Annotated in this window: 28 protein-coding genes; 21 read left to right on the top strand and 7 right to left on the bottom strand. The window is 69.0% G+C overall.

Features of this window, described 5'->3' with window-relative positions; genetic code table 11:
- Positions 1–176 precede the first annotated feature (176 nt).
- From RZ1_RS20535 to RZ1_RS20505, 7 genes are all read left to right on the top strand, one after another.
- On the top strand, positions 177–674 hold the full coding sequence (locus RZ1_RS20535) for a cysteine dioxygenase (RefSeq protein ID WP_072814366.1): 498 nt from the start codon (positions 177–179) through the stop codon (positions 672–674).
- Between the two features lie 69 nt (positions 675–743).
- Positions 744–1,652: an ABC transporter substrate-binding protein gene (locus RZ1_RS20530; RefSeq protein WP_072814365.1), complete on the top strand. Its 909-nt coding sequence runs from the start codon at positions 744–746 to the stop codon at positions 1,650–1,652.
- 9 nt (positions 1,653–1,661) lie between these two features.
- A complete protein-coding gene (locus RZ1_RS20525; protein WP_072814364.1) occupies positions 1,662–2,747 on the top strand; it encodes an ABC transporter ATP-binding protein in 1,086 nt (361 codons plus the stop codon).
- Positions 2,744–3,388 (top strand): ABC transporter permease, encoded by a 645-nt coding sequence (locus tag RZ1_RS20520; RefSeq protein ID WP_072814363.1) that lies wholly within the window; start codon positions 2,744–2,746, stop codon positions 3,386–3,388. The genes RZ1_RS20525 and RZ1_RS20520 overlap by 4 nt, the downstream gene beginning before the upstream one ends.
- On the top strand, positions 3,385–4,047 hold the full coding sequence (locus tag RZ1_RS20515) for an ABC transporter permease (RefSeq protein WP_072814370.1): 663 nt from the start codon (positions 3,385–3,387) through the stop codon (positions 4,045–4,047). The genes RZ1_RS20520 and RZ1_RS20515 overlap by 4 nt, the downstream gene beginning before the upstream one ends.
- 87 nt (positions 4,048–4,134) lie before the next feature.
- Complete coding sequence (locus RZ1_RS20510) at positions 4,135–4,578, top strand: hypothetical protein (RefSeq protein WP_072814362.1); 444 nt, start codon at positions 4,135–4,137, stop codon at positions 4,576–4,578.
- Between the two features lie 264 nt (positions 4,579–4,842).
- Positions 4,843–6,000 (top strand): FAD-binding oxidoreductase, encoded by a 1,158-nt coding sequence (locus RZ1_RS20505; protein ID WP_072814369.1) that lies wholly within the window; start codon positions 4,843–4,845, stop codon positions 5,998–6,000.
- Between the two features lie 7 nt (positions 6,001–6,007).
- Here RZ1_RS20505 and RZ1_RS20500 read toward each other — a convergent pair whose 3' ends face one another.
- Positions 6,008–6,418 (bottom strand): hypothetical protein, encoded by a 411-nt coding sequence (locus RZ1_RS20500; RefSeq protein WP_072814368.1) that lies wholly within the window; start codon positions 6,416–6,418, stop codon positions 6,008–6,010.
- Between the two features lie 97 nt (positions 6,419–6,515).
- The gene (locus RZ1_RS20495) at positions 6,516–6,965 is read right to left on the bottom strand and encodes a DoxX family protein (RefSeq protein WP_072814361.1); all 450 of its coding nucleotides are present in this window, start codon (positions 6,963–6,965) and stop codon (positions 6,516–6,518) included.
- A gap of 175 nt (positions 6,966–7,140) precedes the next feature.
- Here RZ1_RS20495 and RZ1_RS20490 point away from each other — a divergent pair, with 175 nt between their 5' ends.
- Genes RZ1_RS20490 through dmpG form a run of 3 tightly spaced genes read left to right on the top strand, consistent with a single transcriptional unit; the run spans position 7,141 to position 9,931 of the window.
- The gene (locus RZ1_RS20490; RefSeq protein WP_072814360.1) at positions 7,141–7,953 is read left to right on the top strand and encodes a 2-keto-4-pentenoate hydratase; all 813 of its coding nucleotides are present in this window, start codon (positions 7,141–7,143) and stop codon (positions 7,951–7,953) included.
- Positions 7,950–8,924, top strand: coding sequence for an acetaldehyde dehydrogenase (acetylating) (locus RZ1_RS20485; protein ID WP_072814359.1), 975 nt, complete (start codon positions 7,950–7,952; stop codon positions 8,922–8,924). Before RZ1_RS20490 ends, RZ1_RS20485 begins: the two co-directional genes overlap by 4 nt.
- Entirely contained in the window at positions 8,921–9,931 is a 1,011-nt protein-coding gene (gene dmpG / locus RZ1_RS20480; RefSeq protein ID WP_072814358.1) for a 4-hydroxy-2-oxovalerate aldolase, read from the top strand. The genes RZ1_RS20485 and dmpG overlap by 4 nt, the downstream gene beginning before the upstream one ends.
- A 151-nt stretch (positions 9,932–10,082) precedes the next feature.
- Here the strand turns inward: dmpG and RZ1_RS20475 are convergent, their stop codons facing one another.
- From RZ1_RS20475 to RZ1_RS20465, 3 genes are all read right to left on the bottom strand, one after another.
- Positions 10,083–10,535: a hypothetical protein gene (locus RZ1_RS20475; RefSeq protein ID WP_072814357.1), complete on the bottom strand. Its 453-nt coding sequence runs from the start codon at positions 10,533–10,535 to the stop codon at positions 10,083–10,085.
- Positions 10,536–10,823: 288 nt separating this feature from the next.
- Entirely contained in the window at positions 10,824–11,231 is a 408-nt protein-coding gene (locus RZ1_RS20470; RefSeq protein WP_083583811.1) for a lipopolysaccharide assembly protein LapA domain-containing protein, read from the bottom strand.
- Between the two features lie 145 nt (positions 11,232–11,376).
- Positions 11,377–11,736: a hypothetical protein gene (locus RZ1_RS20465; RefSeq protein ID WP_072814356.1), complete on the bottom strand. Its 360-nt coding sequence runs from the start codon at positions 11,734–11,736 to the stop codon at positions 11,377–11,379.
- Positions 11,737–11,803: 67 nt separating this feature from the next.
- Here RZ1_RS20465 and RZ1_RS20460 point away from each other — a divergent pair, with 67 nt between their 5' ends.
- The 5 genes from RZ1_RS20460 (at position 11,804) to RZ1_RS20440 (ending at position 15,958) form a co-directional block, all read left to right on the top strand.
- On the top strand, positions 11,804–12,343 hold the full coding sequence (locus RZ1_RS20460) for a helix-turn-helix domain-containing protein (protein ID WP_072814355.1): 540 nt from the start codon (positions 11,804–11,806) through the stop codon (positions 12,341–12,343).
- Positions 12,344–12,420: 77 nt separating this feature from the next.
- A complete protein-coding gene (locus RZ1_RS20455) occupies positions 12,421–13,500 on the top strand; it encodes an NAD-dependent epimerase/dehydratase family protein (protein ID WP_072814354.1) in 1,080 nt (359 codons plus the stop codon).
- A 34-nt stretch (positions 13,501–13,534) separates the two neighbouring features.
- A complete protein-coding gene (locus tag RZ1_RS20450) occupies positions 13,535–13,993 on the top strand; it encodes an SRPBCC family protein (RefSeq protein ID WP_072814353.1) in 459 nt (152 codons plus the stop codon).
- Positions 13,990–15,585, top strand: a complete 1,596-nt coding sequence (locus tag RZ1_RS20445) for a phytoene desaturase family protein (protein WP_072814352.1) — start codon at positions 13,990–13,992, stop codon at positions 15,583–15,585. The genes RZ1_RS20450 and RZ1_RS20445 overlap by 4 nt, the downstream gene beginning before the upstream one ends.
- 85 nt (positions 15,586–15,670) lie before the next feature.
- A complete protein-coding gene (locus RZ1_RS20440) occupies positions 15,671–15,958 on the top strand; it encodes a hypothetical protein (RefSeq protein WP_072814351.1) in 288 nt (95 codons plus the stop codon).
- 6 nt (positions 15,959–15,964) lie between these two features.
- Here the strand turns inward: RZ1_RS20440 and RZ1_RS20435 are convergent, their stop codons facing one another.
- The gene (locus tag RZ1_RS20435) at positions 15,965–16,255 is read right to left on the bottom strand and encodes a hypothetical protein (protein WP_072814350.1); all 291 of its coding nucleotides are present in this window, start codon (positions 16,253–16,255) and stop codon (positions 15,965–15,967) included.
- The gene (locus RZ1_RS20430; protein WP_072814349.1) at positions 16,252–16,698 is read right to left on the bottom strand and encodes a hypothetical protein; all 447 of its coding nucleotides are present in this window, start codon (positions 16,696–16,698) and stop codon (positions 16,252–16,254) included. The genes RZ1_RS20435 and RZ1_RS20430 overlap by 4 nt, the downstream gene beginning before the upstream one ends.
- A 649-nt stretch (positions 16,699–17,347) precedes the next feature.
- Between RZ1_RS20430 and kdpF the strand changes: the two genes are divergently transcribed.
- The 6 genes from kdpF to RZ1_RS20400 all read left to right on the top strand — a co-directional run bounded on the left by kdpF (position 17,348) and on the right by RZ1_RS20400 (position 25,186).
- A complete protein-coding gene (gene kdpF, locus RZ1_RS20425; RefSeq protein ID WP_072814348.1) occupies positions 17,348–17,446 on the top strand; it encodes a K(+)-transporting ATPase subunit F in 99 nt (32 codons plus the stop codon).
- A 7-nt stretch (positions 17,447–17,453) separates the two neighbouring features.
- Positions 17,454–19,154: a potassium-transporting ATPase subunit KdpA gene (kdpA, locus tag RZ1_RS20420; RefSeq protein ID WP_072814347.1), complete on the top strand. Its 1,701-nt coding sequence runs from the start codon at positions 17,454–17,456 to the stop codon at positions 19,152–19,154.
- 61 nt (positions 19,155–19,215) lie between these two features.
- On the top strand, positions 19,216–21,315 hold the full coding sequence (kdpB, locus tag RZ1_RS20415; protein WP_072814346.1) for a potassium-transporting ATPase subunit KdpB: 2,100 nt from the start codon (positions 19,216–19,218) through the stop codon (positions 21,313–21,315).
- Between the two features lie 6 nt (positions 21,316–21,321).
- Entirely contained in the window at positions 21,322–21,978 is a 657-nt protein-coding gene (locus RZ1_RS20410) for a potassium-transporting ATPase subunit C (RefSeq protein ID WP_072814345.1), read from the top strand.
- 8 nt (positions 21,979–21,986) lie between these two features.
- Positions 21,987–24,509, top strand: a complete 2,523-nt coding sequence (locus RZ1_RS20405) for a sensor histidine kinase (protein WP_072814344.1) — start codon at positions 21,987–21,989, stop codon at positions 24,507–24,509.
- Positions 24,506–25,186 carry a response regulator gene (locus RZ1_RS20400; protein WP_072814343.1) on the top strand — a complete coding sequence of 227 codons (681 nt, stop codon included), beginning with the start codon at positions 24,506–24,508 and terminating at the stop codon, positions 25,184–25,186. Before RZ1_RS20405 ends, RZ1_RS20400 begins: the two co-directional genes overlap by 4 nt.
- Position 25,187 lies beyond the last annotated feature (1 nt).

The raw sequence follows: 25,187 nt of genomic DNA, 5'->3' as shown, positions 1-25,187 counted from the left end.
ATCGCCGATGACATGGTCGCCATGCATCCTTCGGCGACCCCGCGACCGCGCGGGCATCATGTGGACCTCGTCCACGTCGCCGGTGGCTCCCGTTGCTGTTGTTGCTGTCGCGACCGACCAGCAACCCAGCCGTCTTCCGGGCGCGCCCGCGCCCGCAGTTTCGTCGAGGAACCACGATGCCCGCCTCCGTTCGTCCCCGCACGTCCGTCGACCTCGCCGCCGTCGCGCGCGGCATCGCCGGCGACCCGGCCCGGTGGCTGCCGGTCGTCCGCTTCGACGCGCAGGAACGCTGGTACACGCGGCTCACGTGCACCGGCGAGTACGAGGTGTGGTTGCTGAGCTGGCTGCCCGGCCAGCGCACCGGGATCCACGACCACGGTGGCAGCGCCGGGGTGTTCGCGGTCGCGGACGGCTCGTTGCGCGAGATCGTCGTCGAGGATCCGCGCCACGGCCTCCTCGACGGGGTCACGCCGACGCTGTCGACTGCGGTGTTCGGGGTGGGACGGGCCCGCGAGTTCGGCAGCCGCCACGTGCACGAGATCGTCAACGACGGCGACCGGCCCGCCGTGTCCGTGCACGTCTACGCCCCGGCGCTGAGCAGCATGCACCGGTACCGGCGCGAGGACGGAGTCCTGCATCTGACGAGTTCCGAACGGGCCGGGTCCGATTGGTGACAAATCCGGCACGTGGCGGGGCCGCGGGTTAGAGTCGGTCGGTCGCCGACCTGCAAGGGAGATCCCCCGATGAAGAGCCTCGTGCGTACGTTCGCCGCGGTGGCCGCCGTGGCCGTGGTCCTCACCGGGTGTTCCGGCGGAGACACCACCGATCCGCTGGCATCCGGAGGCGGTACCGGCAGCGTCGTCGTCGGATCGGCGAACTTCCCGGAGAACGTCCTGCTCGCCGAGATCTACGCGCAGGCGCTCGAGAGCACCGGCGTCGACGTCACGCGCAGGTTCAACATCGGGAGCCGCGAGATCTATTACGACCAGGTCGTTTCCGGTGGCCTCACCGTGCTGCCCGAATACAACGGGGCGCTGCTCGCCCGCGTGAACCCGGACAGCGGCGCGGGCACCACCGACGACGTGAATGCCGCACTGCGCGACTCCCTTCCGGAGGGGGTGGAGATCCTGGATTCGGCGAGCGCCGAGAACAAGGACGCGGTGGTCGTCACGCAGGAAACCGCGGACCGGTACAACCTGGAGAGCATCGCCGACCTCGCCCCGGTCGCCGGTGAATTCGCGATCGGTGCGGCACCCGAATTCGAGACACGGCAGCACGGTCTGGTGGGGATGAAGGAGGTGTACGGCGTCGAGTTCCGGCAGTTCGTCCCCACCGACACCGGCGGGCCGATCACGATCGCCGCGCTCGAGGACGGCACCGTCCAGGCCGCGAACATCTTCACCACGGATCCGTCGCTGTCGACGAAACCGTTTGTTGCACTCTCGGATCCGCAATCATTGTTCAGCGCGCAGAACGTCACGCCGCTCGTGCACCGCGCCGACCTGTCCGATGAGGCCGTCGCCACCCTGAACGAGGTGTCCGCGCAGCTGAGCACCGAGGACCTGATCGTCCTGGTCGGGCAGGTCGTCACCGACGGAGGCGACATCGACGTGGTCGCCGCGGAATGGTTGCAGTCCGCCGGTATCGGGTAGGGCACGCCGGTGATCACATTCGACAACGTCGAGAAGCGTTACCCGGACGGCACGGTCGCGGTCGACGGGCTGAGCCTCGAGGTGCCGACCGGCACACTCACGGTCCTCGTCGGGCCGTCCGGCTGCGGGAAGACGACGTCGTTGCGCATGATCAACCGGATGGTCGATCCGACCGCCGGACGGGTGCTGCTCGACGGCAAGGACGTACGCGAGCAGGACCCGCAGACGCTGCGACGCGGCATCGGTTACGTCATCCAGCACGCCGGCCTGTTCCCGCACCGCACCGTCGTCGACAACGTCGCAACGGTGCCGCGGTTGCTCGGAGCGACCCGCAGGCAAGCACGCACCACCGCCCTCGAGGTGCTCGAACGGGTCGGGCTCGGCGCGGAACACGCCCGGCGGTATCCGGCCCAACTGTCCGGCGGGCAGCAGCAGCGGGTCGGGGTGGCCCGCGCCCTCGCCGCCGATCCCCCGGTCCTGCTGATGGACGAGCCGTTCTCCGCCGTCGACCCGGTGGTGCGCAAGGAACTCCAGCAGGAACTGCTGCGCCTGCAATCGGTCCTCGCCAAGACGATCGTGCTCGTCACCCACGACATCGACGAAGCGATCACCCTCGGCGACCGGGTCGCGGTGCTGCGGCCGGGCGGGACCCTCGCGCACTACGGGCCGCCGGAGGATCTGCTGACCGCACCGGCCGACGACTTCGTCGCGGACTTCCTCGGCACGGACCGCGGCGTTCGGCTGCTGTCGTTCTTCCCGTCCGACGACCTGCCGCTGCGCACCGAACCGGTCGTCGCCGACGGCGGCCACGCCCCGAGCAGCGGATCGTGGCTGCTGCTCGTCGACGCCGACCGGCGTCCACTCGGCTGGCGCGACATCACCGGCGCGCTCGTCCCCGCGGGCCGCGGATTCGTACCGGGCCGCGATCCGGTGCGGGTCGCGCTGGACGCGGCGGTGCTCTCGCCGTCCGGGCACGCCGTGGCGGTCGATCCGGACGGCCGGGTGCTCGGGGTGATCAGCCAGGAGCAACTCGCCGGAACGATCCGTGCCCTGCACGCGGCCCGCTCCACGGACACCGAGCGGACGGGCGCGTGAACCTCGGAATCCCCTCGTATCTGGGGAGTTTCACGGATCTGCTCGTCGACCACCTGTCGATGGCGCTGGGTGCGTCGCTGCTGGGACTGGTCGTCGCGCTGCCACTGGGGTTGCTGTGCGTGCGCCGGCCCCGATGGTATCCACCGGTCCTCGCGCTCGCGAGCGTGCTGTATTCGATTCCGTCCCTTGCGTTCTTCGTGCTGCTCATCGCGTTCACCGGGATCAGCCGCACCACCGTGGTCATCCCCCTCGCCGTCTACACGCTCGCCGTGCTGATTCCCAATGTCGTCGACGGTCTGCGCTCGGTCCCCGAGAGCGTGCGGCAGTCGGCCACCGCGATGGGGTACTCGCCGACCCGCCGGCTGCTGACGGTCGATCTGCCGATCGCGTTGCCGACGGTGCTGGCGGGCCTGCGCGTCGCGACGGTCGCGAACATCAGCATGGTCAGCATCGGCGCGCTCATCGGGATGGGCGCGTTCGGGTCGCTGTTCACGGCGGCGGTCCAGCTCGACCGGCTGGGGCTGGCGGTCACCGGCATCCTGGTCACCGTCGTCATGGCGCTGGTCGTGGATGCCGCGCTGCTCGGGGTGCAGTGGCTCGCGACACCGTGGTTGCGACGGACGCGCAGGAGTGCCCGATGACGACACTCCTGCACTACCTGGGTGAGTATTTCGGTACGTCCGCGGACTGGACCGGACCGGGCGGCATCCCGACGCGGTTGCGCGAGCATTTCGGCTACACGCTGCTCGCCCTGGCTCTCGCGTTCGTGATCGCGTTCCCGCTGGGCCTGTGGACCGGTCACACCGGCCGCGGCGGTGCGGTGGTCACGCTGATCGCGAATTCGGCCCGTGCCCTGCCCACCTACGGCCTCCTGGTGCTGCTCGTGGTGCTGTCCGGCATCGGGCTGGTGCCGGTGCTGATCCCGCTGCTTGCGCTCGCGATCCCCCCGATCCTGCTCAACACGTACGAGGGGATTCGCGGCGTCGACCCCGCGCTCACCGACGCCGCGCGCGGAATGGGGATGACACGACCGCAGGTGCTGTTCGGGGCGCAGCTCCCGGTCGCGTTGCCGCTGATCCTGGTAGGGACCCGGACCGCGGCGGTACAGATCGTCGCGACCGCGACCATCGCCGCCGCCGTCAGCTTCGGCGGGGTGGGCCGGCCGATCGTCGACGGGCTCGCCCGCAACGACTACACGCTCGTCGTCGGCGGGGCGGCGCTGGCCGCGGTGTGCTCGCTCGTGGTGCTCGCGGTCTTCGCGGCGCTGCGACAGCTGCTGGTGTCCCCGGGGCTGCGCTGAGCCGGCGAACGTGTCGGACCCCCGGTTCACACTGGTGTTCGACAGTGGTTGTTCGACAGTGGTTGTTCGACACGGGAGGTGAGTGTCATGGACACCGGGCGTGGGGCGTACTTCAGCTGGACATCGCGACGGGTGATGCTTCCGAGGACACTTACCGCGGTGGTCGCGGGCACCGCGTCGCGTTCGGGTCTGACGATGGATCGGCAGGTCGCCACGGCGACGGTGCGGGGGCGGCTGCTCGCATACCACGATGCGGACGGCGGCCACGACTACGTGGCGCTGATGGTCGGGGACGTGCAGGGCGGCGAGGACGTGCCGGTCCGCGCGGTCGGCGAGGAACGCCTGCTGCTGGAGGGTGGGCGCAGCGGACTGCCCGCGGAGATCCTCGTCGGCACCGACGACCTCGACGAGGCCGCCGAGCAACGCGAACTGGACCGGCAGCTGTGCTGCGACGGGCCGTTGCGGTGCCTGCTGTGTTGTTCCGGCGCACGGTCGGTGACCGTCGACTGGTGTTCGGTGGCCGCCGCCTGACCCGTCGGGGCGCGCGGACCGGGAACGAGACGTTGGTCACGATCGGGGGCGTCGACGTCGGTGGCGCCTACGTCGAACGATGGCCGACAGTCCCCATCGACCCGGGACCTCGGACCTGCATCCATGGTCCTGGAACAGGTTGCAGCCGAGACGTTTTCGAAAGCCGCAGACCGTCGCCGTAGCGCGCGTGACGCCTAGAGTCGAATCCCGGTCGTCCCCCCGGTACCGATCGGGAGAGGACACACGACGGAGGTGACGAACGCGGTGGATTCAAGGCAGTGCTCGCTGATCCGGTCCAACTTCGAGTCGCTGACCGACAGTCCCGACCGGACACACGCCCTGTCCAACTCGTTCTATTCGATCCTCTTCGCGCGCCATCCCGAGACACGCGAGTTCTTTCCCGCGACGATGGCCGGTCAGCGTGATCGGATCGTGCGCGGCCTGGCGCACATCGTCGACGGGCTGGACCGGCCGGAGTCGGTCCTGCCGCTGGTCCGGCAGCTCGGACGCGAGCACCGCAAGCACGGTCTCGACCCCTCCCGATTCGCCTGTCTCACCGAGGCACTGGCACTCGCGGTCGAACAGGCGAACGGCGAGGACTGGACCCGCGACCTCGCCGAATCATGGTGTACTGCACTAGATCTCATCACCACCGCGATGTCGGAGGCAGCCGAGGCCGACGAGGGGCCGGCCGCGTGGGTCGGCACCGTCATCGAGCATCGCCTGGTCACCGACGACATCGCCGTGATCCGATTGCAGCTCGACAAGCCGATGGATTACGTCGCCGGGCAGTACGTCAGCGTCCAGGTGCCGGGACGGCTGCGTATGTGGCGGTACCTGTCCCCGGCGACACCGGCCGACCGTACGGGGCTGATCGAGTTCCACGTCCGGCGCGTGTCCGGCGGCTGGGTCAGCCCGTCCATCGTCCGGCACACCCGGGTCGGGGAAACGTGGGTGCTCGGTTCACCCCTGGGCTCCCTCGGTGCTCGCGACGACGGCGACCGCGCGGGCCGCCCCCGCCTGATGATCGCGTCCGGCACCGGTATCGCACCGATCCGCGCGCAACTCATGGCGATGGCGCAACGGACCGACAACCTGCCCACGCACGTGTTCTACTCCGGGCACTTCCCCTACGACCTCTACGACCTGCCGACGCTCGAGTCCCTGGCCCGGATCTCCCCGTGGCTCACGGTGGTCCCGGTCGTCGAGAACGCGGAGACCCCGCTCTGGCACACCGGTCCGTCCGGCCCCGGCACCGCGGTGCGCGAGGGCGTCGTCGGGCAGGTCGTCGCGGAACACGGCACGTGGACCGACCACGACGTGCAGATCTGCGGATCACCGTCGATGGTGCGGGCCACCACGTTCCGCCTGCGCGCCGCGGGCGTGCCGGTCGCGCGCATCCACCACGACCCGCAGCCCTGACGCCCGCTCAGATGCCGGGGATGAATCCCGGGTAGACGTAGTGCCCGGGACCGCCACCCGGCAGCGTCGACCCGGTGACGGACGGGAAGTTGAACGGCAACCTCACGAGCTTGTGCGGGTTGCCGTCCAGGTCGGCCTGCCAGCAGTCCATCAGCACGCCGTGGAAGGCGGTGCACACGATGCGGGTGCTGTTGCCGAACGGCGAGGTCAGCCGATTCCGGGCGACCAGCGGATTCCAGAAGTCGGGGTTGTCCGGGGTGAGGAATCCGCTCGTCTCGTACGGACCGACGGCGCTGGGGCCGTCGGGCACCGGCGGCCATTCGTCGGCGGCGGCGATGCCCGCACCACCGACGCCGACGAGGCCGGCGCCCACCACGATCGCGGCGAGACGGGCGGCACGTCGAGCAGTTCTGCGCATGTTCGTGCCCACTTTCTCCCCGACCTCGGATTGCGAACTGTCACATCACCCTAACGGTGACGAGAGCTTCGTTCGGTCTATCGGGTGATGGTGTCCGTCACCGGGTGAGTGCGGGCTCCGACTCGGTGGCGAGCCAGGGCAGCTTGCCGGCGAGCAGTCCGTCGACGCTGAACTTGCCGGCACCGACGACCGCGAGCAGCAGCGCACCCGCGCCGAGCGCGAGGACCAGTTCGTATCCGCCGTCGGACACCCACAGGCCGTTGCCGATGTGCGTGATGAACAGCGCGCCGATCATGTTCAGGAACAACAGGCCGCCGACGATCGGGGTGAGCACGCCGACGATCAGTGCGAGGCCGCCGAGGACCTCGATCCAGGTCGCGAGGAAGGCGGACACCGCGGGCGCCGGCGCACCCATGGCTTCGAATCCCGCCTTGGTGCCTGTGTAGCCCCAGGAGTTGACCTTCTGCAGGCCGTGCGCGAGGAAGATGACGCCCAGCGCGATGCGGGCGAGGAGGATTCCGGTGTTGCGGACAGCGGGATTGTTCATTGTGAACCCTTCGGGACGGACGGACGCCGGCGCTCGCGCGGACACCCTAGATGGTTGATGCTTCAACCAGAAGGTACGGAGTCAAAGTTGACGTGTCAACCAGTTTTGATCGGCCGTTCCACTCAGCGGTACGCCGCGCTGTTCTCCAGCCCGTGTACCCCTCAGGCTGAGAGGCATGTCGCAGAGAATCGATACCGACACCGCCGCGATCGGCGAGGCCGCGGAGCGCCTGATCACCGCCGCGGCCAGCGGAGTGCCGTGCGCACCCATCCGTGACCTCATCGGGGCGACCGACATCGCGGTCGCCTACGAAGTGCAGAAACACCTCACCGAGGCGAAGCTCGCCGCAGGCGCGACGATCGTCGGCCGCAAGATCGGCCTGACATCGCCCGCGGTGCAGGCACAGCTCGGTGTCGACCGCCCCGACTTCGGTGTGCTGTTCGACGACATGGTCTACGACGAGGACACCGTCATCCCGATCTCGCGGCTGCTTCAGCCGAAGGCCGAGGCCGAAGTCGCCTTCGTGCTCGCCGAGGATCTCGCCGACGGTCCCCTCGACATCGAGCAGGTGCGCGGCGCGGTCGCCTACGCGGTCGCCGCCCTCGAGATCGTCGACAGCCGCGTCGCCGATTGGGACATCAAGTTCGCCGACACCGTCGCCGACAACGCGTCGAGCGGTGTCTACGTCCTCGGCGCCCGCCAGGTGACACTCGACGAGTTCGAGCCGATCGCCGCCGAGATGACCATGTCGATCAACGGCGAGACGGTGTCCACCGGCAACGGCGCGGCATGCCTCGGTGACCCCCTCAACGCCCTGTCCTGGCTCGCGCGCACCGCACGCGAGTTCGGCGAACCGCTGCGCGCCGGACAGGTCGTCCTCTCCGGCGCTCTCGGCCCCATGGCACCGCTGACCGGAGGCGACGTCGTCCGCGCCGACATCACCGGCCTCGGCTCGGTGACCGCGACATTCTCGAAGGAGGAACAGTGACAGACACGAACCCGGCACCGGCCGGTAAGAAGACCAAGGTCGCCATCATCGGCTCGGGCAACATCGGCACCGACCTGATGATCAAGGTGCTGCGGCTGAGCGACACGCTCGAAATGGGTGCGATGGTCGGTATCGACCCCGAATCCGACGGCCTCGCCCGCGCGAAGCGCCTGCGTGTGCCCACCACCCACGAGGGTGTCGACGGCCTCATCGCGATGGACAACTTCGACGAGATCGAGATCGTCTTCGACGCCACGAGCGCCAAGGCCCACGTCGCGAACGCCGAGAAGCTCGCCCCGCTCGGCAAGCTCCTCATCGACCTCACCCCCGCCGCCATCGGCCCGTTCGTGGTGCCCGCGGTGAACCTGGACGAGCACCTGACCGCGCACAACGTCAACATGGTCACGTGTGGCGGCCAGGCCACCATCCCGATCGTCTCCGCCGTCTCGAGTGTCACCCCGGTCCCGTACGCCGAGATCGTCGCGTCGATCGCGTCGAAGTCGGCCGGGCCCGGCACGCGCGCGAACATCGACGAGTTCACCGAGACCACGTCCCACGCGATCGAGAAGGTCGGCGGCGCCAGCCGGGGCAAGGCGATCATCATCCTCAACCCGGCCGAGCCGCCGCTGATCATGCGCGACACCGTGTTCTGCCTCATCGGCGATCCGTCCGAGGAGACGCACGAGCGCATCCGCACCTCCGTGAAGGACATGGTCGCCAAGGTCGCGACCTACGTTCCCGGCTACCGCCTCAAGCAGGAAGTGCAGATCAACCCGGTTCCCGAGGACCGGCCGGTGCACACCCTCGCTGGCGAAGCCCCTGTGACGCACCAGGTTTCGGTTTTCCTGGAGGTCGAGGGCGCAGCCCACTACCTGCCCGCGTACGCAGGCAATCTCGACATCATGACCTCGGCGGCACTGCGCGCCGCCGAACGCATGGCAATCCGTACCACCCCGGAGGTCTCCGCATGACCAAGATCTTCATTCAGGACGTCACCCTCCGTGACGGCATGCATGCCATCCGTCACCGCATCTCCCCCGAGGACGTCGGGCGGATCGTCGCCGCGCTCGACGCGGCCGGCGTCGACGCCATCGAGGTTGCCCACGGCGACGGTCTCGCCGGTGGTTCGGTGAACTACGGTCCGGGCAGCAACACCGACTGGGAGTGGATCGAGGCCGCCGCGGCGCACATCGAGAACGCGCGGCTCACGACCCTGCTGCTCCCGGGCGTCGGCACGATCGCCGAACTCCGCCGCGCCTACGATCTCGGTGTGCGCTCGGTCCGCATCGCGACGCACTGCACCGAGGCCGACGTGTCCGCCCAGCACATCGCGACCGCGCGTGAACTCGGCATGGACGTTTCGGGCTTCCTCATGATGAGCCACCTCGCCGAGGCCCCGCAGCTCGCCCAGCAGGCCAAGCTCATGGAATCCTATGGCGCACACTGCGTGTACGTCACCGACTCGGGCGGCCGCCTCACCATGAACGGTGTCCGCGATCGCATCCGCGCCTACCGCGACATCCTCGACGAGGGCACCGAGATCGGCATCCACGCCCACGAGAACCTCTCGTTGTCGGTGGCCAACTCGGTCGTCGCCGTCGAGGAGGGCGTCTACCGTGTGGACGCGTCCCTCGCGGGACACGGTGCGGGGGCGGGCAACTGCCCGATCGAACCGTTCATCGCGGTCGCGAACATCAACGGCTGGGAGCACGGCTCCGACCTGTTCGCACTGCAGGACGCCGCCGACGACATCGTCCGTCCCCTGCAGGACCGCCCGGTCCGCGTGGACCGTGAGACCCTCACCCTCGGCTACGCCGGTGTGTACTCGAGCTTCCTGCGCCACGCCGAGGCCGCGTCCGAGCGGTACGGCGTCGACGTCCGCACGATCCTGCTCGAGGTCGGTCGCCGCCAGCTCGTCGGTGGCCAGGAGGACATGATCGTCGATATCGCACTCGACCTGGTCGGTGCCGCGAGCTGAACGCTCGACCTCGTCGAACCACGGGTGATCTCCCGGCCGGGTGCCCGGCCGGGAGATCACCCGTTCCAGGCTCCGCTGCGCAGCCGTCGATCCGCTCCGGAGATCGGCAGGAGCATCACCGAGGTTCGCCGGACCCGGCCGGAGTGTCGATCTACTTCTGGTCCTCGGCCCGGCCCACGCCGCTCTGGTGCGCCGGGCCCACACCCTCCTCGGACTGCTCCGTCCGCGGCCCCTGATCGGCCGGTTGCTCGTCGGCAGGCGAGGCGACCGCGCCGCGGGGAGTCTCCTGCGGATCCGGGGCCAACCGTTGCGAAGTGTCCACGTGTTCGTCGTGTTCCGGCCGGCCTTCTGCGGTCGAGGTCGTGCGTCCCTCGTAAGGTGGAATCGCCGGTTCGGCGTCGCCGGGAGGGAGTGAACCCCCACCACCCGCGCCCGCGGACTCGTCGTCCGCTCCGCTCGATTGCATCTCCTCCTGGTCGAACGATCCGGCGGGCCGATCGGCCGGTCCACCGCCGGCCTCGTCGGCCCCGGTATCGCGCGATCCCTTCGGGCCACGCTCCGATTGGGGTTCTTCCTGCAGGTGCCGTCCCGGTTCGGTGCCCATGATTCCTCCTCGCCGACCGTGACCGTCGGCTGCTCACACAATTCGTCGAGACGAGCCGGCTGGGGCTCGGGCTCTCGACCGGATGCGGTCCGCCGGTGGTCCGGGAGGTCTTTCGCCACCACTCGGGATCGTGCGGACCTGAGTTGTCCACCTCGTTTCCTGGCGGATTTCCGCGCCTTCGCCCGCGACCGGTGTCCATCGGGGTCGCCGGGGCGAAAATCCCATGACAGTGATGCCCCGTGTAGACGAACCCAAACAGGGCGCAAGCATGGGCCGGCAGGTCCCTGCTCACGGAGCAGGCGTTTCGGTGAGCAGGCGTTGCCGGTGGGCGGCGCGCCGGATCTGAAGGATCCGCACGGCGCCGGCGAGCGCGATGATCGCCGCCCCGGCGAGCGCGGCGAAGAGCAGTGCCACTCCGAGTGGGAGCGTGAACTCCCATGCAAACAGTTCGAGGGTGGCCTCGTCGAGGTTCTGCAGCACGAACACCAACAGCAACAACAGAACGATGATCCCGACGACCAACCCGGTCCAGATCGCACCGGTACGGGTGCCTTTGATGCCTTTGCCACGGGCGACGTCCGCGCTCAGTCCCCGATCGGGTTCGGCGGACGCGGGCGTCGCAGGCCGCTCGGGATCCGGAGGTCGACGCGATTCGGACCCGTACCCGTCGTTCGGCCCGTTCGTTGCGGTGCTCATGCATCCCGGATACCCACCCGGCCCGATATTCACCCGGCCCGCTCGGCACTCCCGTCGTCGGGCTCGCGCACACCGTGAGAGGGGCAGGCGTCGTCCGTAACCGCGGTTGACGACAGAAATGCCGGCCGGGCCGCGGGACGGCCGATCAGGAGCGCTGCGCGGTACGCAGGCGCTGCTCCCACCGCTCGGCTTCGGCTTCGTCCATACCGAGGATCAGCGCGTCACGCTTGTGCCCCGCGAGTTCGATGCACACCGCGGACTGCCCGCGCCGGACGGAAACGAGGGTGTTACGCCCGGGGGCCCGCCAGCTACCGATCTTGCGCACGCCCGGCAGCCCGAGTCCGGGGGCGCGAATTCCTCGCGGAGCGGCGAGACCATCGGTGCGTACCTCGACATTCCGGATCGCACTCAGCGGCACATCGACGTCGCCGATGAGCCCGGCGACCTTCTCGAGCAGGGTGAAGCGCACCTGCAGGGTTCCGTTTGTGATCTCCATTGTTGTCATGACCGTTATTATTCTCATTGTTGAGAACAATATCAATTGTGAGAAGATAGCTGCCGGAGGGGAGAACATGACCACCGCAGAACTGTTGTTGCACCCGGTGCGGCTGCGAATAGTCCAGGCACTGCTCGGCGACCGCACCGCGACCACCGCGCAACTACGCACCCTTCTCGACGACGTCTCCCCCGCAACCCTGTATCGGCAGATCTCGACACTCGTCGACGCAGGCGTCCTCGAGGTCGTGTCCGAGCGTCGCGTGCGGGGGACCGTCGAACGCACCTTCCGTCTCGTCGTCGAGCGCGCACAGGTGAACGCGGAGGAAGCCGAAGCGATGAGCAGCGACGATCACCGCCGCGCATTCCTCGTCTTCACCGCGCAACTGCTCGCGGACTTCGATGCCTACCTCGACAGCCCCGGCCGACGAGACCTCGCCGAGGACGTCGTCGGCTACCGGCAAGCGGCCCTCGACCTGACCGACGACGAGGCCTTGTCTCTCGTCACAGAGATGGAACAGGTGCTGACGCGTTATCTGGAGCTCGGCCCCGGCGCAGGGCGTCGCCGCCGATTGCTCAGCCGGGTCATCATGCCGGTCGGCGACATCGAAAGCTGAGAGGCCGCGTCTCCCACCGGCCGCGCGCGACGGGCGGCTCGGGTGCGGACCGTTGCCACGACGGGTACATCCGTGCAATGGCACCGCTCCGTATCGCCGTCACCGGCGCCACCGGCAACGTCGGGACCGCCCTTCTCGCGCAGTTGTCGTCCATGCGTGAGACATACGAGGTCGTCGCCGTCGCGCGTCGCGTCCCACCCTCGATCGGGCCGTATCGGCACGCATGCTGGCATGCGGTCGACGTGGGAGATTCGGACGCCGAGGAAATGTTGTGCCGGGCCTTCGACGCGGCCGACGCCGTGGTCCACCTCGCGTGGGGGTTCCAGCCGTCGCATCGCCCGGACCTTCTGCGGCGCACCGCGATCGGCGGCACCCGCGCGGTGATGGCCGCCGCGGCGCGGGCGGGTGTCACCCACGTGGTGCACATGTCCTCGGCCGCCGTCTACGCACCCGGCGCGCACGGCCGGAAAGTCGACGAATCATGTCCGGCGACAGGAATTCCCACGTCCCAGTACAGCACCGACAAGGTCGAAGCGGAAAGGATCGTCGCCGAGTCCGCGCGTCCGGCAGGAGCACCCGAGATCACGATACTGAGGCCGGGCCTGGTCGGGCAGGTCGCTGCCGGCGCAGCGCTGCGCCGGTATGCGATGCCCGGCTGGGTGCCGGCGACGGCCCTGCGTAGGCTCCCCGTCGTGCCGCTCGATCCGTCCGTCGCGCTCCCCGCCGTGCACGCGGCGGACGTCGCCACAGCCGTCGAACATGCACTGGCCGCGCCCGGCGCCGGGGTGGTGAACCTCGCCGCCGCCGATCCGGTCCGCGCGGCGGACGTCGTCGAATCCCTGCACGCCCGACCCTGGACGATCTCGCGTCGAACCCTGCGCATCCTCACGCAGGCCACCTGGCGGGCACACCTGCAACCGGTGCACGGCGGCTGGATCGATCTCCTCTACGACACCCCCCTGCTCGACTGCGACCGGGCCGAGCGGGTACTCGATTGGTCTCCGGCCATCCCCGGCCGGGAAGTGTGGCGGGAAACGATCGCGGGTATGCGCTTCGGTGCGAGCGGAACGGGTCCGGTTCTCGGAGCCCGTAGCCCCCGAGAGATGATTGCCGCTCTCGTCGCCGGCGGTACGGTCGGTCGGCGACCGGTGCCGTGACGGCGAGTGGCAATCGTCGGAAAGAGGTGGGACGGTGGGACGAACGGCGGTTCGGAAGACCCGGGTGAGCTGTGACCGGGTATGGGAGGTGCTGTCCGAAGGGTGGATATTTCCCAGTTGGGTGGTGGGCGCCTCGCGGGTGCGGGCGGTCGATGCCGAGTGGCCGCGCGTGGGCGCGCGGATCCACCATTCGGTGGGGATGTGGCCCGCGCTTCTGGACGACTCCACGGAAGTCGTCGGTTCCGTCCCGGGGGTGGAACTCCTACTTCATGCCCGGGCCTGGCCCTTCGGCACCGCCGAGATCAGGATCCGGCTCCGCGAACGCGACGGCGAATGCGAGATCGAGATGATCGAGCACGGGATCAGCCGCCCGGAGTCGTGGCTCCCCGACTCTCTCCAGGATTGGGCGGTGTACCCGCGCAATCGGGAGTGCCTGCGCCGGCTGGCGTTGATCGCCGAGCGCGCGACCGATCCGTCGGCAGGTGACGTGTGAGCACTGCCGGCGAGCGGGTCGACGCGGTCGTCGTCGGGGCGGGTCCGAACGGCTTGACCGCGGCCGCTCTGCTCGCGGACGCCGGCTGGGACGTCCTCGTCCTCGAAGCCCAGCCCGAGCCGGGAGGAGCGGTCCGTACCGCAGAACTTCACCCCGGTTACCGCGCCGACCTCTTCAGCGCCTTCTACCCGCTGGCCGCGGTCTCTCCCGCCTTCACCGAATTGGATCTTGCGGCCCACGGGCTGTCGTGGTCCAGGTCCCCCGCGGCATTCGGACATCCGCGCGCGCCGGAGGACGAGGACGCGGTGACACTGCGGGCCACGGCACAGGAGACCGCACAGGACCTCGAGCGGCGGTGCGCCGGCGACGGGGATACGTGGATGCGCCTCCACGAGCAGTGGTCCACGATTCGCGAGCCCTTCCTGCGGATGTTGCTCGGTCCGTTCCCGCCGATTCGGAGTCCGCTCACGGCGCTGCGCCGCCTCGGCCCCGGCGAGGCCCTCCGCTTCGTCCGCATGCTGGCGCTGCCGGCGCGACGGATGGCCCAGGAACTGTTCGGCGGAGAGAGTGCCGGACTGTTGTTCCAGGGCAATGCCGCGCACGCCGATATTCCGGTCGACGCCGCCGGCAGCGGCCTGATGGGCTATCTGCTCACGATGGTCGGTCAGGACGTCGGGTTCCCCGTTCCGACGGGAGGGGCGGGCGAGCTGACGGCCGCGCTGGTGCGACGCGCTACCAGCGCCGGTGCCGAACTGCGTTGCGGCCGTGAGGTGGAACGCCTCGTGCTCGGGGACGGTGCGACGACCGTGCGCACCACGGGCGGCGAGCGCATCACCGCGCGGCGGGCCGTGCTGGCCGACGTGTCGGCGACCGCGCTGTACGGGAAGCTGCTCCCGCCGGAGGCTCTCCCGGACCGCGTCCGGCGCGACCTGCAACGGTTCGAGTGGGACACCTCGGTCGTGAAGGTGAACTACGCGATGTCCCAGCCGATTCCGTGGCGTTCACCGAGCCTGCGCAGCGCGGGTACCGTGCATCTCGGCGCGGACGGCAACGGACTGGTCCGCTGGGGAGCGGATCTCGGCACGGGCACGGTGCCCCGCTCGCCGTTCGTGGTCCTCGGCCAGATGACCACCGCAGATCCCACCAGATCACCGACGGGAACCGAGAGTGCCTGGGCATACACGCATCTCCCGCGGGGTGTCTCGGACGACGACGCCGCGACCGCCCTCGCTCAGCGCATGGACGAGACGCTCGAGGAGCACGCCCCCGGTGCGCTTGCCAATGTCGTCCATCGCAGCGTGCAGCTGCCCGGCGATCTCGAGCGCGCCGACGCCAATCTGGTCGGCGGGGCGGTCAACGGCGGAACGGCACAACTGCACCAGCAATTGGTGTTCCGTCCGCTCCCCGGTCTCGCGGGGCCGCGTACGGCGGTGGACCGCGTGTACCTCGCCGGTGCGGCAGCGCACCCCGGCGGGGGTGTGCACGGGATGTGCGGCGCGCACGCCGCCGCAGCAGCGCTCGCCGATCACGGTGTCACCGGGCGACTGCGTGGACGGGTTCGGGGCATGATCGCGCATGCGCTCGCCGACTGACGTGTCCGGACTGCCCGGGCGACATCAGCGGCCACGGCGGGCATCATGGATGAATACCCATGTCCCTCCGCAGCCGGGAGCCGAGATGCCGCCGAAGCGTCCGCCGCAGTCGTCGTACCGCAACGGCACAGGCAGCATCGCCCTGATCACGGGCATCGTCGCGCTCGTGTTCGCGTTCGTTCCGATCGTCGGAGATCTCGTCACCGTTCCCACCGGGATCGTGGCGGTCGTGTGCGGCTGGGTCGGGTTCAGCCGCGCGGACAGGGGACTGGCGTCGAACCACCGCGAGGCGCTGACCGGTCTCGCGCTGGGCACCGCGGCGCTGTTCGTCGTCTTCCTCGTCTTCGTCGCGACGCACGCGCCCGGCGGCTGAGCGGCGTCAGTCCCGGTCTGCGAACCCTCGCAGGGTGGTGACCATCCGGTGCAGGTCTGCGAGGGTGACCCACAGGGTGCGCACCTCGTCCTCGAATCGCTGTGCACTGACGGGGAATCCGTTCCGGTGTTCGTCGGCGGCACAGCGTTCGGCGAATCCGATCCTCTCGGTAACCTGCTCGAACTCGCGCTCGAGCAGACCGAGGAAGATCCTGGCCTGAACCCGGTCGGCTGGGTTCGACGAGGCCGGATCCGCCCCGTGGGCGAATGTCCCTGCGCGGACGGCTGCGCCGGTCACGACAATTCGAGCGCAGCGTCACGGACGGTGTCGAGTGCGCTCACCGGATACTGACCGGCAGGAGCGACGTGGAGGAGGAGCGTGGTCGTCGGGCGCGGATAGCGGTGCCGCGCACAGGCGTCGTCGAGGCAACTCTCGATGGACGCGCCCGGATCCGTCCCGTCGGCGATGGAAAGGGCCAGCTGGGTGAGCGTCACACCGCGGCTGCGACGGATCTGCTCCATCGCCGCGATCGCGCGGTCGATGCACGTCTCCAGGCACCGGGCTCCCCCTCCCCGTGCCTCGAGGGCACAGCTCGTCCCGGCCAGACGCAGATGTGGCTGCTGCAGCACCCGGTCGACGGCGGCATCGAGCGCCTCGGGATCCGTCGAGATCTCGGACACATCGAGCCAGACGTTCTGCTGCGGCGACAGGCGGGCGAACAGGTGCCGACGGTAGAGCATGGCGCACTCTCCTTGATGCGTGGGCCTGCCCGGTGCAGGTTCCACTTCCATCCCTACCGGGCCGGACATCGGCGCCAGCGCGTCTTGACGTTTTTCCTACGCACCACACCGGAAGCTTGACGTATCGCTTACACGTGGCGCGGGAATCACATTCCGGGTTGTGGGCGTATAGATTTCGCAATTTTCCGATCGCACGCCTTCCAGGTGCGCCGGGGCGAGCCGATGCTCGTCGTGCCGACCTCCCGAAACCCCGAATGCGAAGGATCCTCGTCCCGTGAACGACTTGCCGACCGCGTGGTTGCTCATCGGTGCTTTCCTGGCAACCGCACTGATCATCCGCTACCTCAACACCCACCCGAGTGCACCCGGGAGACGTGCGGTACATCGCACCCGCCGCGAACGCCCGCCGTCACCGACCGGCGCAAGAAATTCGTAAGGACATCGTCCGAATGCGTCAAGATTCCGCATGGATCCGGGCGAATGACCCCGAAAGGTGCAACCGTGTGAATCCGGCGCCGTCCGGCGCCGGATCATCTTCTACGGCAAGGGAAGACAAGATGGCCGACACCGCGTTCGTGGTGCTGTTCCTGGCAGGGTTCGGATTGTGCATGTTGATCCTGCGCGCGCTGCATTCCCGAGGTGAGCAGCGGTGACGTGGGCCGGGATCGCGAGCATCGCGCTCGTGGTGATCGCGGTCGCACTGGTGGCGTATCTGCTGATGGCGCTACTCGATCCGGAGAGGTTCTGAAAATCAGATGAATCCTGCTGTTGCTGCGGGACTGCAGATCGCCCTGGTGGTCGCGGTCCTCGCATTGGCATACGTTCCACTCGGCGACTACATGGCACGGGTGTACACCACCGACTCCGGCACACAGTGGAAGGACCTGCGGATCGAGTCGCTGATCTACCGGCTGTGCCGGATCGACCCCCGATCCGAGCAGACCTGGTTCGGATACGCCGCAAGTGTGCTCGGTTTCTCCCTGGCGAGCGCGTTGTTCCTGTACCTGCTCCAACGCGTCCAGGGCGTCCTGCCCTTCGGCAACGGATTGGGTGGGGTCAGCCCGGCGGTCGCGTTCAACACCGCGATCTCCTTCGTCGCCAACACCAACTGGCAGTCCTACGTTCCCGAGACCACGATGAGCCACCTCACCCAGTCCGCCGGGCTCGCGGTGCAGAACTTCGTGTCCGCAGCGGTCGGGATGTCCGTGGCCGTCGCACTGATCCGCGGTCTCGTGCGCGTCGGTCGGGGCGGCGAGATCGGCAACTTCTGGGTGGATCTCGTCCGCGGTACCCTGCGGATCCTGCTGCCGCTGGCATTCGTGATCGCGCTGATCCTGCTGAGCCAGGGCGTGATCCAGTCGTACCGCAGCGGCTTCACAGCCACCGGCCTCGACGGACAGACGCTCACCACCGCACTGGCACCGGTCGCATCGCAGGAGGCGATCAAGGAACTCGGCACCAACGGCGGCGGAATCCTCGCCGCGAACTCGGCCCACCCGTTCGAGAACCCGACCCCGATCAGCAACATCGTGGAGATCCTCGCGATCCTGCTCATCCCCGTCGCGTTGACGCGCACGTTCGGCACCATGATCGGCAACCGCAAGCAGGGCCTGACCGTTCTCGCCGTGATGACCGCCCTGTTCGGCACCCTGCTCGCGGTGACGCTGGCCGCCGAGTCCGGAACCCGGGGTGTCGCGGCGAACGCCGCCGGCGCGATGATGGAAGGCAAGGAAGTCCGGTTCGGGATCCCGGGTTCGGCGTTGTTCGCCGTCGCGACCACGGGCACGAGCACCGGCGCCGTGAACTCCGCGCACGACAGCATGTCCCCGCTCGGAGGCGGTGCCGTGCTCCTGAACATGCTGCTCGGCGAGATCGCGCCGGGCGGAGTGGGCACCGGCCTGTACGGCATGCTCGTGCTGGCGATGATCGCGGTGTTCGTCGGCGGTCTCCTCGTCGGCCGCACGCCGGAGTTCCTGGGCAAGAAGCTCGGCAGGCGTGAGATCACGCTCGCGGCGCTCAGCGTGCTGGTGATGCCGGCGCTCGTGCTGACCGGCACCGCGATCACCGTGATCCTCTCGTCGACCACCGGCTACCTGGGCAACTCGGGCGATCCCGGAACCCCGGGCGCCATCCACGGCTTCTCCGAGGTGCTGTACGCGTTCACCTCGGCGTCGAACAACAACGGCAGCGCCTTCGGCGGGCTCACCGTCACCAGCGACTGGTTCCAGGCCTCCCTCGGCATGTGCATGCTGCTCGGCCGGTTCCTGCCGATCGTGTTCGTCCTGGCCCTGGCCGGCTCCCTCGCGACCCAGCGCCGCACCCCCGCCGGAGCGGGAACACTACCCACCACCGGCGTCGCGTTCGCGGGTCTGCTGACGGGCACGACCGTCCTCGTGGCGGCCCTGACCTTCTTCCCCGCGCTGGCGCTGGGACCGATCGCGGAGGCGCTGCAGTGACCGCCACCCGACACCACCATTCGTTCCGCCGCCTCGCGGCGCAGATCACGGAGATACTTCGTTGACCCTCGACCTTCGTCCCGACGGGGAGACCACGTCGTCCCGTCCACACCGCGTGGCGGGTGGGGCGTTCAGCACACGCCAACTGGCGGATTCGTTGCCGGGCGCGTTCCGCAAACTCGATCCCCGGCACGTGGCCCGGAATCCCGTGATGTTCGTCGTGCTCGCCGGTTCGGTGATCGCCACCGTCGCGGCGATCGTCGAACCCACCCTGTTCGCCTGGTCGATCGCGGCATGGCTGTGGTTCACCGTGCTGTTCGCCAATCTCGCCGAATCCGTCGCCGAGGGTCGCGGCAAGGCCCAGGCCGCAAGCCTGCGACAGGCCAAGCAGGACACCGTCGCCCGCCGGCTCACCGACTCCGGAGACGAAGTGTCCGTGCCGGCCACCGACCTGCAGGTCGGGGATCTGGTAGTGGTCGAGGCCGGGCAGGTGATCCCCGGTGACGGCGACGTGATCGACGGGGTCGCCACCGTCGACGAGTCCGCCATCACCGGCGAATCCGCGCCCGTGATCCGCGAATCGGGTGGCGATCGCTGCGCCGTGACCGGCGGCACCACGGTGCTCTCCGACCGCATCGTCGTGCAGATCACCGCTCCTCCCGGGGAAACATTCGTCGATCGGATGATCGCTCTCGTCGAGGGTGCGGCCCGCCGCAAGACACCGAACGAGATCGCCTTGAACATCCTGCTCGCGGCACTGACGATCATCTTCGTGCTCGCGGTCGTCGCGATCGGGCCGATGAGCGCGTACGCCGGTGCTGAGCAGGGCCCCGTGGAGCTGATCGCCCTGCTGGTGTGCCTGATCCCGACGACGATCGGGGCACTGTTGTCGGCGATCGGCATCGCGGGCATGGACCGGCTGGTCCAGCGCAACGTGCTGGCGATGTCCGGGCGCGCCGTCGAAGCCGCCGGCGACATCGACACGCTGCTGCTGGACAAGACCGGAACCATCACGTTCGGCAATCGCCGGGCCACCGCCCTGCACGCGGCACCCGGGGTCGCCGACGACGACCTCGCCGCCGCCGCGCGTCTGTCCAGTCTCGCGGACGGCACCCCGGAGGGCCGCAGCATCGTCGACCTGTGCGCCGAGCGCTATCACCTGGACCCGAGCCCGTCGGCCGCCGAGCGTTCCGCCGAGTTCGTCCCCTTCACCGCGCAGACCCGGATGAGCGGACTCGATGCCGCCGGCCCTGCCGACGGCACACCGGTCCGGATCCGCAAGGGCGCCGCCGACGCGGTGGCGCGCTGGATGCGGGACCACGACGCCGAGATGTCGGTGGCCGTCACCGATCTCGTCACCGACATCGCCCAGCGCGGCGGTACACCCCTCGTGGTCGCTCGTGGTTCGGGTGGAGCCGCGACCGTTCTCGGTGTCGTGGAACTCTCCGACGTCGTCAAACCCGGTATGGCCGAACGGTTCGCGCAGCTGCGTGCGATGGGAATCCGCACGGTCATGATCACCGGTGACAATCCGCTGACGGCGAAGGCGATCGCCGGTGAGGCCGGAGTGGACGACTTCCTGGCCGAGGCGACCCCGGAGGACAAGCTGGCACTGATCCGCGCCGAACAGCAGGGCGGGCGGCTGGTCGCGATGACCGGCGACGGCACCAACGACGCTCCCGCGCTCGCGCAGGCGGACGTCGGGGTCGCGATGAACACCGGCACCTCGGCCGCGAAGGAAGCCGGCAACATGGTCGACCTCGACTCCGACCCGACCAAGCTGATCGAGATCGTCGAGATCGGCAAGCAGTTGCTGATCACCCGCGGCGCCCTGACCACCTTCTCGCTCGCGAACGACCTGGCCAAATACTTCGCGATCCTGCCCGCGCTCTTCAGCGGGATCTATCCGCAGCTGGCAGGACTGAACATCATGGGCCTGGCGACGCCGCAGTCCGCGATCCTGTCGGCGGTGATCTTCAACGCGCTCGTGATCGTGGCGTTGATCCCGTTGGCACTCAAGGGTGTCCGTTATCGTCCGGCGAGCGCGTCGTCGCTGCTGGGACGCAACCTGCTCGTGTACGGACTCGGCGGTGTCGTCACGCCCTTCGTGGGTATCTGGCTGATCGATCTCGTCGTCCGACTCGTCCCTGGAATGGGGTAGCACACAATGTATTCGACGAATCTTCTCCGCCAGTTCCGAGTGGGATTCTTCGTGCTGATCGCGCTCACCGTCATCGTCGGCGGCGCCTACCCGACGGCGGTCTGGGCAGTGAGCCGGATCGGCACGGCCGGCGCTGAGGGATCGGAACTGACCGACGCGCACGGCTGCGTGGTCGGCAGCCGATTGGTCGGAGTGGATCCACAGGTCGCCCCCGGGCAACCCGACCCCTTCTTCCATCCGCGCGTGGTGGGGTCCGTCGCCGACGACGATCCCTTCGCGCCGGGCGATCCGGCGGCGGCCCTGCCGTCCAACCAGGGACCGAGCAGCGAGGCGCTCGCCGGTTTCGTCGACGCCCGTCGTGCCGCGATCGCGGCACGCGAACAGGTCCCCGCCGACCGGGTGCCGGTCGATGCCGTCACCGGCTCCGGCTCCGGGATCGATCCCCACATTTCTCCCGCGTACGCCGAGCTGCAGGCGCCGCGCGTCGCACGCGAAACCGGCCTGGGACAGGACCGGGTTCGGGCACTGGTCGCAGAACACACCGAGGGGCGGCAGCTCGGCTTCCTCGGCGCCGAGCGAGTGAACGTACCGGAACTGAATGTGGCACTAGGCTTGACAGCACCCGGCTGCTCCGGTGAGGCAGCCGTACCGACCGGTTCGTGAGGAGACGGATGAGCGCCACCGGTTCGCCACCACGGCGAGGAAAGCTCCGGATCTACCTGGGCGCCAGCCCTGGCGCGGGCAAGACCTACGCGATGCTGGGCGAGGCCCACCGGCGGATCGCCCGCGGAGCCGACGTCGTGGTCGCGATCGTGGACACCCACGGTCGCGCGCACACAGCGGAACGACTCGGCAGTCTGGAAATCGTTCCGCCGCAGCGGATCGAGTATCGCGGATCGATGTTCGAGGAACTGGATCTCGATGCCGTGCTGGCCCGCCGCCCGGCGGTGGCGCTGGTCGACGAACTCGCCCACACCAATGTGCCGGGCAGCCGACACGAGAAGCGATGGCAGGACGTCGACGAACTGCTCGACGCCGGGATCGATGTGCTCTCCACCGTCAACATCCAACATCTCGCCTCACTCAACGACGTGGTCGAACAGATCACCGGCGTGGTGCAGCGCGAGACGATCCCGGACGAAGTGGTCCGTCGCGCCGAGCAGGTCGAACTCGTCGACATCACCCCGCAGGCGTTGCAGCGGCGCCTGGCGCACGGCAACGTCTACGCCCCGGAGAAGATCGATGCCGCACTGCGGAACTATTTCCGGGAAGGCAACCTGACCGCGCTGAGGGAGATCGCGTTGCTGTGGCTCGCCGATCAGGTCGATGTCGCGTTGGCCAAATACCGGGACGAGCACGCGATCACCGCGACGTGGGAGACACGGGAACGCGTGGTCGTCGCGGTGACCGGCGGGCCGGAGTCGGACACGCTGGTGCGGCGGGCCAGCCGGATCGCAGCCAAGGCCAGCGCCGAGCTGCTGGTCGTGCACGTAGTGCGCGGGGATGGGCTGGCCGGGGTGGCCGCGCCGCAGATGGGGTCGGTGCGCGCGCTGGCGACGAGCCTGGGCGCCAGCATGCACAGTGTGGTCGGAGACGACGTGCCCGGAGCACTGCTGGATTTCGCGCGGGAGGTCAACGCGACGCAGCTCGTCATCGGCACGTCGCGGCGATCACGGTGGGCCCGGATCGTCGACGAAGGTATCGGTGCGGCCGTGGTGCGCGAATCCGGAAAGATCGACGTACACATGGTCACACACGAGCACACCGCTGCCCCACCACGAATGGCGTTGGGCGGCCGGCGCGACCGGCGAGTGCAGTCGTGGATCGCCGCGTTCCTCATCCCGCTGGGCGCCACCGCCCTCCTCGCCGGGATCGATCGGGTCACCGGCGTCGCCGGCCAGAACGCCCTGTTCTTCGTCGTGGTCCTGGCGGTGGCGTTGTTCGGCGGCATCGGCCCGGCGATCGTGGCGGCACTGTTGTGCGGACTGCTGCTGAATTTCTTCTTCACCGAGCCGCTCTACAGCTTCACCATCGCCCAACCGGACAACTTCGTCACGACGGTGGTACTGCTCGTGATCGCCGTGGCGGTTGCGGCGCTCGTCGATGCCGCGGCCGCACGCAGCCGCGAGGCACGACTGGCCGCCCAGGAGGCGGAGCTGCTCGCGATGTTCGCCGGAGCCGTGCTGCGCGGCGCGGACGTACCACGACTGCTCGAGAAGGTGCGGGAAACGCACACGCAACGAGGGGTGAGCCTGGTCCGCACCGACAGCGAGCCGCCTCTGGTTCTGGGAACGGCCGGCTCGGCACCACCGATGACACTCGGAGCGGCCGATACCGTCTGCGACGTGGAGGGCAGCCACTACGCACTCCTCCTCAGCGGACCTCGACTGCGCGCCCGCGACCGGCGGGTTCTCACCGCGGTGGCCGGCCAGGCCGCCGCGCTGGTCCGACAGCAGGAACTCACCGCCGAAGCCGCGCGGGCCTCCGCCCTGAGCGAAACCGACCGCTTGCGACGCCTGCTGCTATCGGCCGTCGGCCACGACCTCCGCACTCCGCTCGCCGCCGTCAAGGCCTCGGTGTCGAGCCTGCGCAGCACGGACATCGCGTTCTCGCCCGAGGACACCGCGGAACTGCTCGCCACCATCGAGGAATCCACCGACCAGCTCACCCGTCTGGTGGCGAATCTGCTCGACTCGTCCCGGCTCGCTGCGGGTGTGGTCACACCGCTCCTTGCACCCGTCTACGTCGACGAGGTCGTGCACGGAGCCCTCGCCGGACTGTCCAGCGGTGGACCCGACACCGAGAGGAACATCCGCGAACGGGTCGAGATCGACGTCGCCGACACCATGGTCGACGCCGACGCGGCACTGCTCGAACGGGTGCTGGCGAACCTGCTCGACAACGCCCTGCGCTACGCCCCCACCGGACCGATCCGCGTCGGTGCAGGCTCCTCGGGTGGCCGGATCACGATCGCCGTCGCAGACTGCGGGCCCGGGCTCGCACAGGACGACGACGTCTTCACGACCTTTCCCCGGTCTGGTGACCGGCACAGGACCGGCGGGGCGGGGGTCGGGTTGACCGTCGCCCGTGGGTTCGTCGAAGCGATGGGCGGTACCATCACCACCACCGACACTCCCGGCGGCGGCACCACCATGATCGTCGACCTCGCTGCGCCCGTGAAGGAACACCCGTGACCCGCATCCTCGTCGTCGACGACGAACCCCAGATCGCGCGGGCGCTCCGCATCAACCTCACCGCGCGCGGCTACGAGGTGATCACCGCCGCCGACGGCGCGAGCGCATTGCGCGCCGCGGCCCAACGGAACCCCGACGTGATCGTGCTCGATCTGGGACTGCCCGACCTCGACGGCATCGAAGTACTCGCCGGCCTGAAGGGCTGGTGCACCGCACCGGTGATCGTGCTGTCCGCGCGCACCGACTCGGCCGACAAGGTCGCGGCCCTCGATGCCGGCGCCGACGACTACGTGACGAAGCCGTTCGGAATGGAGGAGTTCCTCGCGCGTATCCGCGCCGCCGCACGCCGCGGCGCCGCGGCCGCGGATTCGACCGAACCGACCGTCGAGACAAACGATTTCACCGTCGATCTCGTAGCCAAGAAGGTTTCCCGCCATGGCGCCACCGTCCACCTGACCCCGACGGAGTGGGGAATGCTGGAAATGCTGGTTCGCAATCGCGGCAAGCTCGTGGGGCAGCGTGAACTGTTGACGGAACTGTGGGGACCGACCTATGTCGACCAAACACACTATCTGCGTGTCTATCTCGCACAGTTGCGCCACAAACTCGAACCCGATCCCGCGCTCCCCCGCCATCTGATCACCGAACCGGGGCGGGGATATCGGTTCGAGGTCTAGT

Source organism: Rhodococcus zopfii NBRC 100606 = JCM 9919 (assembly GCF_001895025.1).
In the GTDB taxonomy this organism is placed as follows: domain Bacteria; phylum Actinomycetota; class Actinomycetes; order Mycobacteriales; family Mycobacteriaceae; genus Rhodococcus; species Rhodococcus zopfii.
This window is presented reverse-complemented; position numbering and strand designations above follow the sequence as displayed.